We start from the raw sequence: 11,390 nt of genomic DNA, 5'->3' as shown, positions 1-11,390 counted from the left end.
TAACGAAACGGTTAAAAACAAAAACATTCGTTTTAAAACTGTTGAAAAAGAAGATGATTCTCTAGCTGAAGGTAAAACTAAAGTCGCTCAAAAAGGCGAACAAGGTAAAAAAGAAATGACATATGAAACGGTTGTTGCTAATAACACAGTTCAATCAACTAAAAAAATATCTGAAACAACTGTTCAAGAACCAGTTGATAAAATTGTATTAGTAGGTACGAAAGTGAAAGAAACAAAAGAAGTTAAGGAAGTTGTTGCTACAAAAACAGAAAAACCAGTTGCTGAAAAAGAAGAGAAAACAACTCAAGCTGCAACTGAAACTGAAGAAATTGTAGAGACAAAAGCAGAAGCTCCAGAAGCTGCAACAAGTGGTCGTACGATGCAAGTAGAAGCAACAGCTTATACAGGCGGTGGTATAACAGCTACGGGTATTAATCTTAACGATAACTCAAAAGTTATTGCTGTAGATCCCTCAGTTATTCCATTAGGCAGTCGTGTGTTAATTGATGGTTATGGTGAATACATTGCTGGTGATACTGGTGGTGCAATCAACGGTAACATTATCGACGTATACGTTGCTTCGCATAGTGAAGCTATTTCGTTTGGTCGTCGTGCATTAACAATTCATATCCTTAACTAAAACATTTTAAGCTGTTTACTCTAACGTTTTAATTAACGAGAGTAGGCAGCTTTTTTCTGTTGTGGTAATATAAGTAAGAGATTAAATGAAGTGAAGGACGGTTTCTATGAAAATCAAAGAAATTATCGTGGTAGAAGGTAAGGATGATACAATAGCGATACATCGAGCTGTTGCTGCAGATACAATCGAGACAAATGGTTCAGCAATATCAAAAAAAACGTTAGAACGTATAAAGAAAGCTCAGGAAATAAGAGGGGTTATTGTTTTAACGGATCCTGATTTTCCGGGGAATAAAATTCGTCAAACAATCGACCGATATGTTCCTGGCTGTAAACATGCTTTTATTGAGCGCGGGGCAGCTCAATCAAAACGAGCAGGTGCTAGTTTAGGTGTAGAACATGCATCAGACGACGTTATCAGGGAAGCTTTAGCGAATGTTTACACGACCGATAACGAGGCATTCACGTCAGAAGTAACGCAAGAAGAATTGATCGCTCTAGGTTATTTGGGTGGTCCAGGTTCTAAAGAGAAACGCGCGATTTTAGGTGATGTTTTGAAAATAGGTTATACAAATGGTAAACAATTAATGAACAGACTGCGAATGTTTCATATTACGCGTGAACAATTTGAAGCCGCATTAGCAGAAATAGAGAAGGGACGACTAAAATGACACGACAATTAGCAATTGCAACACCAACAAGAACAAAAGAAATTCTACAAAAATATGATTTTATGTTTAAAAAAAGCTTAGGTCAAAACTTTATTGTTGATACGAATGTGTTACTTAACATTGTAGACGCTGCTGGCATCGACGAAAACTCGAATGTGATGGAGGTTGGACCAGGTATCGGTGCTCTTACAGAGCAATTAGCACGACATGCACACCGTGTATTGGCTTTTGAAATTGATCAGCGTTTACTGCCGATTTTAGATGATACGTTGTCAGCTTATGATAATGTACATATTCATCATCAAGATGTTTTAAAAGCAGATGTTTCTGCATTGATTGATGAGTATCTTCCAGCTGAAGGCGGAGTAGATGTTGTCGCTAATTTGCCGTACTATGTTACAACCCCCATTATTTTGGGATTATTAAAAGTACCGCGTATTGATTCATTTACTATCATGCTACAAAAAGAAGTGGCGGATCGTATTTCAGCAAAACCTGGAACAAAAGCTTATGGTAGCTTATCAATCGCTATTCAATATTATATGACTGCTGAAGTGGCTCTGATAGTCCCTAAGACGGTTTTTATGCCGCAGCCTAATGTTGAGTCAGCCGTGGTGCATTTACGACGTCACGAACAGCCAGTGGCACAAGTGGACGATGAAGAATTTTTCTTCACTGTAACACGCGCTTCGTTCCAACAACGTCGTAAAACACTGTGGAATAATTTAACATCAAGTTATCCGCAATTGAAGGAGCAAAAAGAAACTTTCGAAGCAGAATTAGCAACATATGATATTGCTCTTATTCAACGTGGTGAGACATTATCTATTCAAGATTTCGCTAATTTATCTAACATTTTGAAAAAATATGTTCAAAATCCTGAGAACTAGAATACTGACAGCAAGCCTTTTAGCGTTCTGTTTTTGATGAAAAAGAATAAAATTGTAACCTTTTCAAAAAAAATAAAAAATATCGGTAAAATCAATTGACTTGACGGTGTAGTACTGATAAAATAGTTGGTTACTTGATAAAAATGTGCATTTGTGCTATCATTAGGTATAGTGAGGTGGATGCGCATGTCAAAAACACTGGCAACTATCAAAAAAAATCTTGATAGTCATTTAGGTGATCGTTTAATGTTAAAAGCAAATGGTGGTCGTAAAAAGATTGTTGAGCGTAGTGGAATTTTATCCGAAACGTATCCGTCAGTTTTTGTGGTTGAGTTAGATCAAGACGAAAACAATTTCGAACGTGTTTCATATAGTTACGCAGACGTTTTAACAGATGCAGTGGAAATTGTATTTGATGAAGTAAAAGCGATCGAAGCGTAAACTAGATTAACAAAAATGAGTTATTTTTCATGTGGCGAACACTGCGTTTGCCTTTTTTTATGCCCTTTTATACTTATCTTTTTTCAATATCTGCCAATAATCTTCTTTAATATACAGAAAACATGCTATAATAAAAAAATTAAGTTTAAGTGCGTATAAAAGAAGTACTAACGAGTGCGGATTTCTTATCATAAATGAAAAAGTGGGAGACGACGGCGATGGATATTACAGTGAAAGCAACAGCTAAACTCAATTTAGCTCTAGATATTTTAGGGAAACGTGATGATGGTTATCATGAATTGGAAACAGTAATGGCAATGGTGGATTTAGCCGATTACCTCGATTTTTCGTTGCGTTTAGATGGTAATATTAAGTTGGAATCCAGTTCTAATGCAGTTCCTGAGGATGGGCGTAATTTGATAGTTAAAGCAGGACTTTTATTGCAACGTCGCTTTCAAGTCACTAAAGGTGCAACGATAAAGTTAGATAAAAAAATTCCAATTTCAGCAGGTATGGCCGGAGGTAGTAGTGATGCTGCGGCAACGCTACACGGTTTAAACCAACTTTGGGAATTGAATTTATCACTTGATGAACTCGCTGAAATAGGTGCTGAAATTGGTTCAGATGTATCTTTTTGTGTATATGGTGGCGTAGCCATGTGTAATGGACGTGGTGAAAAAATCACACCCTTACCTTCGTTACCCCCTTGCTGGGTTGTTCTTGCTAAACCGGCTATATCTGTTTCGACTCGAGACGTTTTTTCACACTTAGAAGTCAATGACATACAACACCAACATTCTGAAAAGATGTTAGCTGCTATTGCTTCGGGGGATTATTATCAGATGGTGGAAGCACTAGGTAATGATTTAGAAGACTATTCTTTAGAAAAGTATGCCGAAATTTCTTATTTGAAAAAACAATTTGAAGCCTTTGGGGCAGATGCAGTGTTGATGAGCGGGACAGGTCCGACGGTTTTTGCAATTGTAAAAACTGAGAAAAAAGCGAAAAGACTATATAACAGTGTCAGTGGTTTTTGTAAAAATGTGCACATGGTACGATTTTTAAAACCGCAATTTGAATAAAAAACAAGCATAATGCCATTGTTTCTATTATAATAAAATATATACGAATGAAATCGATAAAAAAACACTGAATGTTTGTGTTTAAGATTGTAGAAGGGTGTGAGACGGTGAAAGTAAGAAGAAGTGAACGATTGATTGATATGACTCAGCATTTATTGACGCATCCAAGAACGCTTATTTCATTAAGCTTTTTTGCGAATCGTTATGAATCAGCGAAGTCATCAATTAGCGAGGATTTAATGATTGTCAAAAAAACGTTTGAAAATAGAGGAATCGGTACGTTAGAAACATTACCTGGTGCTGCTGGTGGTGTGCGTTACCTCTCGAAAATTAGCCGTGAAAATGCAGAGCTTTTTGTTGATGATTTATGTCAACGCATCGCAGATAAAGAGCGCTTGTTACCAGGTGGTTACTTATTTTTATCTGATATTTTAGGCGAGCCAGAAACGCTGCACACAATCGGTAAAATTTTTGCATCTAAATTTGTGGATACAAAAATTGATATGATTATGACAGTTGCAACGAAAGGAATTCCGATTGCACAAGCTGTAGCAAGTGAACTTAATGTTCCGTTCGTTATTGTGCGTCGTGATAATAAAGTGACAGAGGGATCGACAGTAAGTATCAATTACGTATCGGGATCGTCGAATCGAATTGAAAAAATGGCGTTATCTAAACGCAGTCTACCTACAGGCTCAAATGTATTAGTTGTAGATGACTTTATGAAAGCTGGCGGAACCGTCAATGGAATGAAGAGTTTGTTGGAAGAATTTGATGCTAAATTAGCTGGTATCGGTGTGTTGGTTGAAGATGAAAATGTGGGTGAAAAACTGGTAGATGATTATGTATCGGTAATTCGTGTGCAAAACGTGGATGTTCGTCAACAATCGATAGAAGTTGAAAAAGGTAATATTTTTAATTCGCCAACAGATAGTAAATAAGAAAAAAATCATTATTAAAAAGATAGACGTTTACTTTGAAGTAATGATGGGTAATTGTTAAAGAATCCTCTAGCACGGTGACAGACATCTTAGAGGTGTTCGCCCATCATGAATAAAGGACGTGTTAAAAATGGAAGTAACTGACGTTAGATTGCGCAGAGTTGAGACAGACGGACGAATGAAAGCGATCGCATCGATTACATTCGATGGTGAATTTGTTGTGCACGATATCCGAATTATCGATGGTAATAATGATTTATTTGTTGCGATGCCAAGTAAGCGTGGTGCTGATGGTGAATTTAGAGATATTGCCCATCCGATTAACTCAGATACACGAGCTAAAATTCAAGAGGTTGTTTTAGCGGCATATGCAGCTGCGGAAGAAGAAGCTAAGGCGAAACTAGCAGAATCGACAACGGAAGATATTCCGGTTGATGATGAGTGATTTTTATAATGATTAAGAGTTCAGGCTAAAGAAAACGTTGTGATTCGAGAGCGTTTTTCTTTAGCCTATTTTTTTATTTGTGCTTATTACCTTGAAAAAAACACGAATTTAAGCTATCATATTGATGTATATAACCTTTTCCATAATAGGAAATAAGGAGGATTCGGAAGATGCCAAATCACTACGCAATCGTACTCGCCGCAGGGCAAGGGACGCGTATGAAGTCTAAATTGTATAAAGTTTTACATCCTGTTTGTGGCAAACCGATGGTTGAACATGTGGTTGAGCAAATCAATCACTTAAATGTTGATGAAATTGTGACGGTCGTTGGTCATGGTGCAGAAGCAGTTGAAGCGCACTTGAAAGAGAACAGTTCTTTTGTTCAGCAAACTGAACAGCTTGGTACAGCCCATGCTGTTATGCAGGCGCGACCACTTTTGGAAGATAAAGAAGGAATCACACTTGTTTTATGCGGAGATACACCACTTCTAACGAGTGATACATTATCTGAATTGATTATGTATCATAACGAAAAGAAAGCTAAAGCGACTGTCTTAACTGCAGTAACGGAGAATCCTACAGGCTATGGTCGTATTGTTCGAAGTGATTTAGGAATTGTTGAACAAATTGTTGAACAAAAAGATGCAACAGATCAAATTAAAGCGATTAAAGAAATCAATACGGGTACTTTTTGTTTCGATAATAAAGCTTTGTTTGCTGCGTTGCAAAAAGTAACGAATGACAATGCTCAAGAAGAATTTTACTTAACAGATGTTATTGGTATTTTACGCGAGCAAAATGAAGTTGTTGCTGCTTATAGCATGCACGATTTTTCAGAGTCGCTTGGTGTAAATGATCGTGTTGCGCTTGCTGAAGCTCAACGTTTGATGCAAAAACGTATCAATATAAAACATATGCAACAAGGTGTTTCGATTTTAGACCCATTAACAACTCATATCGGTAGTGATGTTGTTATCGGCGCCGATACAATTATAGAACCGGGTGTTCGTTTGAAAGGGCACACTGTTATCGGAGAAGATTGCGTTATTTCAGGAGATACAGAAATTATCGACTCGACGATTGGTGACAAGGTTGTTATTCGTTCGTCATCAATTGAAGAAAGCGTTGTTGGTAATGAGGTTCAAGTTGGACCTTATGCTCACTTGCGTCCACAATCTAAATTAGGCGATACAGTTAAGATTGGTAATTTTGTTGAAGTTAAAAATGCAACAATAGATCAAGGTTCTAAAATACCACACCTTAGTTACATTGGTGATGCGGATGTCGGCCAAGATGTTAATATTGGCTGTGGAAGTATTACAGTTAATTATGATGGTACAAATAAACACCGTACATCGATTGGTGATCATGTGTTTGTGGGTTGTAACAGTAACTTACTGGCCCCAGTTACGATTGAAAGCCATTCATTCATTGCAGCAGGATCGACTATCACCAAAAATGTACCAGAGCATGCATTAGCAATTGCTCGTGCGAGACAAACAAACAAAGAAGGCTATGCCAAAAAATTTGGCTATTCTAAAAAATAAACTGTGGAGGTTCTCATGTCTAAATTGTACGAAGATTCAAAGCTCAAGATTTTCTCGTTAAGTTCTAATCCTAAACTAGCAGAAGAAATTGCCAATAAGGTTGGTGTACCACTCGGTAAGTCATCGGTCACACATTTCAGTGATGGTGAAATCCAAATTAGTATTGAAGAAAGTATTCGTGGTTGCCATGTATACATTGTTCAATCAACATGTGGTCCAGTTAACTCGAATCTAATGGAATTACTTATTATGATTGACGCACTTAAACGTGCTTCAGCAGCTACAATTAATATTGTAATGCCTTATTATGGTTATGCGCGCCAAGATCGTAAAGCGCGTTCACGCGAACCAATTACTGCTAAGTTAGTAGCGGATTTAATTGAAAAAGCGGGTGCCACTCGTGCAATCATGATTGATTTACACGCTCCTCAAATTCAAGGCTTTTTCGATATGCCAATTGATCATTTAACTGGTGTGCCGTTATTGTCTGAACACTTTAAAAATACAATTGATACAAGCAATGTCGTTGTTGTATCACCCGATCATGGTGGTGTAACACGTGCGCGTAAAATGGCGGATAAATTAAAGGCGCCGATCGCTATTATTGATAAACGTCGTCCACGTCCAAATGTGGCTGAAGTTATGAACATTGTTGGGCATGTTGAAGGCGCGACGTGTATTTTAGTAGATGATATTATCGATACAGCAGGAACAATTACTTTAGCTGCTCAAGCATTGCTAGATAGTGGCGCTAAAGAAGTTTATGCATGTTGTACGCACCCTGTATTATCAGGACCTGCAATCGAACGTATTAGCAATTCTAATATCAAAGAAATGGTTGTAACAAACACGATTGTTTTAACTGAAGATAAACAATGTGATAAGATTACACAAATTTCTGTTGGTGAATTGTTAGGCGAAGCAATTTTACGCGTTCACGAAAATCGTTCAGTGAGTGATTTGTTCGAATAAAAACAGTGAAAACCCCTTTCGGAACATTCCGGAAGGGGTTTTTTGTATTTAATTTATTTATTAAGCGGTGTAAAAGAGTCTGCAATGATTTTTTTCAAAGTGTTGGCAGAGTGGGTCAATTCTGCTTTTTCTTTTTCGTTTAAAGGAACTTCGGCAATTGTATTGATACCTTCACGTCCGATAACAGCAGGTGTTCCGAGATAAACATCTTCTATCCCATAATGTGATCCATCCATGTAGGCACTTACTGGTAATACAGCATTTTCATTGCGGAAAATAGCTCGTGTAATACGAGCCAAGGCGCTTGCGACACCATATGAAGTTGACCCTTTTTTCTCAATGATAGAATAGGCTGCATCACGAACTGCTACACGGAAATCTTCTTTGGCTTGATCCGTGAAGTCAGGAATCCATTTTTCAATAGGTAAATTTCCGATGCGAATATTAGACCAAGCGATAAAACCAGTATCTCCATGCTCACCTAGCACATAACCGTGAACGCTACCCGCTTCAATGTTGATTTTTTCAGCAAGTGTTTGACGAAGACGAGCTGTATCCAATGAAGTCCCGGAACCGATGACGCGTTCAGCAGGAAAACCGCTCCATTTGTAGGTTGCGTAGGTAAGAATATCAACAGGGTTCGCAGCTAATAAGAAAATACCATCAAAGCCAGTGGCCATGACCGAATCGATAATGCTTTTTAAAATTTTCAAGTTGCGTGTCACTAAATCAAGGCGTGTTTCTCCGGGCTTTTGTGCTGTGCCGGCAGTAATACAAATAATATCTGCATCAGCACAATCGCTATATTCAGCTGAGTACACTTTTTTTGGTGAAAGAAAGGGCAAAGCATGTCGTAAATCGAGCGCATCTCCCTCTGTACGATTTTTATCGACATCGAGGATACCTAATTCATGACCGATACCTTGATTAACCAGTGCGAACGCATAGGCAGAACCAACAGCACCGTCACCTATTAAAATGACTTTTTGATTATTAGAAATTCCCATCTCTATTACCTCCTTATTATATGTACAACTTGTTACAGTTTTATTATAAGGTTATCTTTGATGCGATTGCAAGGCTTGGCAAATAACAAAAAGATAAGTTGGTTTCGGCGTTAATAAACGAAAAAAAGGGGTATATTATTAGGCCTTTTTAAAATATGATGATTAGAATAAATATAAACGGGTATAGTAATAGAGAAGTCTATTACAACAGGAGGAATTGATTATGACCATTGAATTGAAAACTAGACCGAGATCTTTAGAAAACCATTCAGAAGCAAAAAGTATTCGTAGAGCAGGCGCAGTGCCGGCTGTTGTTTATGGCTACGGTATCAAAAATACCAACGTTGCTGTTGATGAGATTGATTTGATCAAAGCGTTGAGAGAAAATGGACGTAATGCAGTATTGACACTTGAATTAGGCGGAAAGAAAACGAATGTCATTTTACACCAATACCAAAAACATCCGTTAAACGGTGAATTAGTACATGCTGATTTTTTAGCAGTTAACATGAAAGAAGAGTTAGAAACAGAAGTTGCTATTCGATTAGTAGGTGAACCGAAAGACAAGGCGGGAGTATTAGAGCAAGTATTATACAATGTGCTCGTATCCGCTACGCCATCTAATGTACCTGAGAGTTTAGAAATCGATATTTCGAAACTCACTATCGGTGATGTGATAACTGTGGCAGATTTAACAACAGCCAAAGAATATGCTATTTTAGCAGATGCTGAAGATGTTGTGGCTATTTTACAGGCGCCACAAAAATTAGAAGAAGCAACGGATGAAGTTGCGGAAGCCGCTGAACCAGAAGTTATTAATGGCGGAGAAGAAAAAGAATAACCATCAACTCATGATGGTATCCATATAAAATAAAAAGCGAGCCGCCATTGATTTGATATCTTTGGTGGTTCGCTTTTATTATGCGTATTATGAATGAGTGAAATCGGCATTTAAGACTTCCGATTCGGGTTCAATATGAATTAAAATCTCTGCTTGTGAAAAATGTTGTTGAATTGAATATTCAATTTCATCACATAGTTCATGCGCGCGTCCGACTGACATTTCTTGTGCAACGATTAAATGGAAATCAATGTAAATCTCAGTGCCAGCTCTACGTGTTCTAAAATCATGGTATTCAATATAATTTGATTGGTATGTTTCGATTGCGTCCGTAATGAGAAGTTCTTCTTTTGTTGAAAGACGTGAATCCATTAATGGTGGAAAGGATTCTTTTAGTAAGACGGTTGCTTCATACATGATATATAATGCAGTCAACATCCCGATGACAGGGTCAAGCCATAACATACCTGTATAGTGAACTAACAAAAGACTCACAGCAACACCAAGCGAGGTGAGTACATCAGTGGTTAGATGAAGGGCGTTTGATTTCATAGCAACCGATCCTAATTTGTCAGCTGAACGTTTAACTAAATACCCCACAATCCCATTGACTAATGCCCCGAATAACATGACGCCAATACCTAAGAAAGGTAAGGTTATTTCCGCAGGGTGTCGCAGTTTGTCGATACATTCAATGATAATCCAAATTCCGGCAACATAAATAAGTAATGTTTCTACAGTACCGGAGAGGTTTTCAGCTTTTCCATGGCCATATGGGTGTTTTTTATCTGCTGGTTGACGTGCGATTTGAATCGAAAAATAAGTGAGTATAGAAGCGAATAAATCCATTGAAGTGTGGATTGCTTCTGAGATGATTGCAACGGAACCTGTAACGAAGCCAACAATGAGTTTAAGGATAAACATAGTTAGATTACTAATGATAGATAATAGCGTGATATTAGTGTGTGATTTCATAATGAAACCTCCAGTCAATAAGTTTGTACATGCGTAACGAAATCATGTTTTATTATCATAGCATGTGGGTGATGAGTGGGTCTATAGCAACGTTTTTAGCTATGAGATAGAGTCTGAGCCATGTCAACTAATGTTGGTTAACTGCAAAAGAAAACGAGTGTTTCACATGGAACTAAACTGAAGATAGAAGTTAAAAGTAGGGGGTGAAAGAGAGCTATGTTATAATTATAAAAAGTAGTTATAAGGAAATGTGTGTGCTGTTTTAAACAGTAATGCTCAATTGTTCAACAAGTAAACCACTCTGATAAAAGTTTGGTGTTATTTAAGTGTTCCGAGGTAATTGCACATGATAAATGGAGGAAAGTTAAAATGAAAATGATTGTAGGTCTGGGAAATCCAGGTAAAAAATATGAAGACACACGCCATAATGTTGGGTTTATGGTGATAAATGAATTAAATGAACGTTTCAATGGTTCTTTCAAGGTAACAAAATACAATGGTGAAGTCAGTACGATAGTGCACAAGGGTGAAAAAGTGCTATTGGTTAAGCCACTCACTTATATGAACGAATCAGGGCAGTGTATTCGACAATTAGCAGATTATTATGAAATTCCAACTGACGATATTGTTATTGTTTATGACGATCTTGATCTACCAGTAGGGCAGTTACGCCTACGTCAAAAAGGTAGTGCAGGCGGTCATAATGGAATTAAATCAACCATTCAACATTTGGACACACAGGATTTTAAACGTGTGAAAGTTGGCATAACACGTCCAGATGATGGAAATATTATCAATTGGGTATTAGGGCGATTTAGCAAAAAAGAACAACCGGATGTAGCTATTTCAATTAAAGAGGCAGCTGATGCGTTAGAAATGTGGTTAACTGCTGATTTTATTCAAGCGATGAATCGCTATAATCAAGCTGCAAAATAAGGA

Annotated in this window: 13 protein-coding genes; 11 read left to right on the top strand and 2 right to left on the bottom strand. The window is 37.5% G+C overall.

What is annotated here, in order from left to right; genetic code table 11:
* From IKV95_RS03410 to IKV95_RS03370, 9 genes are all read left to right on the top strand, one after another.
* A partial coding sequence (locus IKV95_RS03410; protein WP_287451405.1) for a 3D domain-containing protein occupies positions 1-640 on the top strand: 640 nt, incomplete at its 5' end.
* Positions 641-746: 106 nt separating this feature from the next.
* On the top strand, positions 747-1,310 hold the full coding sequence (gene rnmV, locus IKV95_RS03405; protein WP_069132417.1) for a ribonuclease M5: 564 nt from the start codon (positions 747-749) through the stop codon (positions 1,308-1,310).
* The gene (rsmA, locus tag IKV95_RS03400; RefSeq protein ID WP_069119825.1) at positions 1,307-2,200 is read left to right on the top strand and encodes a 16S rRNA (adenine(1518)-N(6)/adenine(1519)-N(6))-dimethyltransferase RsmA; all 894 of its coding nucleotides are present in this window, start codon (positions 1,307-1,309) and stop codon (positions 2,198-2,200) included. Before rnmV ends, rsmA begins: the two co-directional genes overlap by 4 nt.
* 186 nt (positions 2,201-2,386) lie before the next feature.
* Entirely contained in the window at positions 2,387-2,641 is a 255-nt protein-coding gene (gene veg, locus IKV95_RS03395) for a biofilm formation stimulator Veg (protein ID WP_029091289.1), read from the top strand.
* Between the two features lie 218 nt (positions 2,642-2,859).
* Entirely contained in the window at positions 2,860-3,723 is an 864-nt protein-coding gene (gene ispE / locus IKV95_RS03390; RefSeq protein WP_029091288.1) for a 4-(cytidine 5'-diphospho)-2-C-methyl-D-erythritol kinase, read from the top strand.
* 107 nt (positions 3,724-3,830) lie between these two features.
* Positions 3,831-4,664 carry a pur operon repressor gene (gene purR / locus IKV95_RS03385; protein ID WP_029091287.1) on the top strand — a complete coding sequence of 278 codons (834 nt, stop codon included), beginning with the start codon at positions 3,831-3,833 and terminating at the stop codon, positions 4,662-4,664.
* Positions 4,665-4,794: 130 nt separating this feature from the next.
* Positions 4,795-5,109: a septation regulator SpoVG gene (gene spoVG / locus IKV95_RS03380; RefSeq protein WP_029091286.1), complete on the top strand. Its 315-nt coding sequence runs from the start codon at positions 4,795-4,797 to the stop codon at positions 5,107-5,109.
* A gap of 170 nt (positions 5,110-5,279) precedes the next feature.
* Entirely contained in the window at positions 5,280-6,656 is a 1,377-nt protein-coding gene (gene glmU / locus IKV95_RS03375; RefSeq protein ID WP_069119827.1) for a bifunctional UDP-N-acetylglucosamine diphosphorylase/glucosamine-1-phosphate N-acetyltransferase GlmU, read from the top strand.
* A gap of 15 nt (positions 6,657-6,671) precedes the next feature.
* Complete coding sequence (locus IKV95_RS03370) at positions 6,672-7,628, top strand: ribose-phosphate diphosphokinase (protein ID WP_029091284.1); 957 nt, start codon at positions 6,672-6,674, stop codon at positions 7,626-7,628.
* 53 nt (positions 7,629-7,681) lie between these two features.
* Here IKV95_RS03370 and IKV95_RS03365 read toward each other — a convergent pair whose 3' ends face one another.
* Entirely contained in the window at positions 7,682-8,629 is a 948-nt protein-coding gene (locus tag IKV95_RS03365) for an L-lactate dehydrogenase (RefSeq protein WP_029091283.1), read from the bottom strand.
* 229 nt (positions 8,630-8,858) lie between these two features.
* Between IKV95_RS03365 and IKV95_RS03360 the strand changes: the two genes are divergently transcribed.
* On the top strand, positions 8,859-9,476 hold the full coding sequence (locus IKV95_RS03360) for a 50S ribosomal protein L25/general stress protein Ctc (RefSeq protein WP_069119828.1): 618 nt from the start codon (positions 8,859-8,861) through the stop codon (positions 9,474-9,476).
* Between the two features lie 87 nt (positions 9,477-9,563).
* Here the strand turns inward: IKV95_RS03360 and IKV95_RS03355 are convergent, their stop codons facing one another.
* Positions 9,564-10,451 (bottom strand): cation diffusion facilitator family transporter, encoded by an 888-nt coding sequence (locus IKV95_RS03355; protein WP_036027157.1) that lies wholly within the window; start codon positions 10,449-10,451, stop codon positions 9,564-9,566.
* A 369-nt stretch (positions 10,452-10,820) separates the two neighbouring features.
* Between IKV95_RS03355 and pth the strand changes: the two genes are divergently transcribed.
* Positions 10,821-11,387 carry an aminoacyl-tRNA hydrolase gene (gene pth, locus IKV95_RS03350; RefSeq protein ID WP_287451404.1) on the top strand — a complete coding sequence of 189 codons (567 nt, stop codon included), beginning with the start codon at positions 10,821-10,823 and terminating at the stop codon, positions 11,385-11,387.
* Positions 11,388-11,390: the final 3 nt, after the last annotated feature.

Source organism: Brochothrix sp. (assembly GCF_017549435.1).
Classification (GTDB): domain Bacteria; phylum Bacillota; class Bacilli; order Lactobacillales; family Listeriaceae; genus Brochothrix; species Brochothrix thermosphacta.
Note: the sequence above shows the minus strand (reverse complement) of the source record. Positions and strands in the feature narration are given on the sequence as shown.

What these genes read in the sequence shown, in the direction of transcription:
- rnmV (WP_069132417.1), top strand. Translation starts at nt 747, where the DNA reads ATGAAAATCAAAGAAATTATCGTGGTAGAAGGTAAGGATGATACAATA.
- rsmA (WP_069119825.1), top strand. Translation starts at nt 1,307, where the DNA reads ATGACACGACAATTAGCAATTGCAACACCAACAAGAACAAAAGAAATT.
- veg (WP_029091289.1), top strand. Translation starts at nt 2,387, where the DNA reads ATGTCAAAAACACTGGCAACTATCAAAAAAAATCTTGATAGTCATTTA.
- ispE (WP_029091288.1), top strand. Translation starts at nt 2,860, where the DNA reads ATGGATATTACAGTGAAAGCAACAGCTAAACTCAATTTAGCTCTAGAT.
- spoVG (WP_029091286.1), top strand. Translation starts at nt 4,795, where the DNA reads ATGGAAGTAACTGACGTTAGATTGCGCAGAGTTGAGACAGACGGACGA.
- glmU (WP_069119827.1), top strand. Translation starts at nt 5,280, where the DNA reads ATGCCAAATCACTACGCAATCGTACTCGCCGCAGGGCAAGGGACGCGT.
- IKV95_RS03370 (WP_029091284.1), top strand. Translation starts at nt 6,672, where the DNA reads ATGTCTAAATTGTACGAAGATTCAAAGCTCAAGATTTTCTCGTTAAGT.
- IKV95_RS03360 (WP_069119828.1), top strand. Translation starts at nt 8,859, where the DNA reads ATGACCATTGAATTGAAAACTAGACCGAGATCTTTAGAAAACCATTCA.
- IKV95_RS03355 (WP_036027157.1), bottom strand. Translation starts at nt 10,451, where the DNA reads ATGAAATCACACACTAATATCACGCTATTATCTATCATTAGTAATCTA.
- pth (WP_287451404.1), top strand. Translation starts at nt 10,821, where the DNA reads ATGAAAATGATTGTAGGTCTGGGAAATCCAGGTAAAAAATATGAAGAC.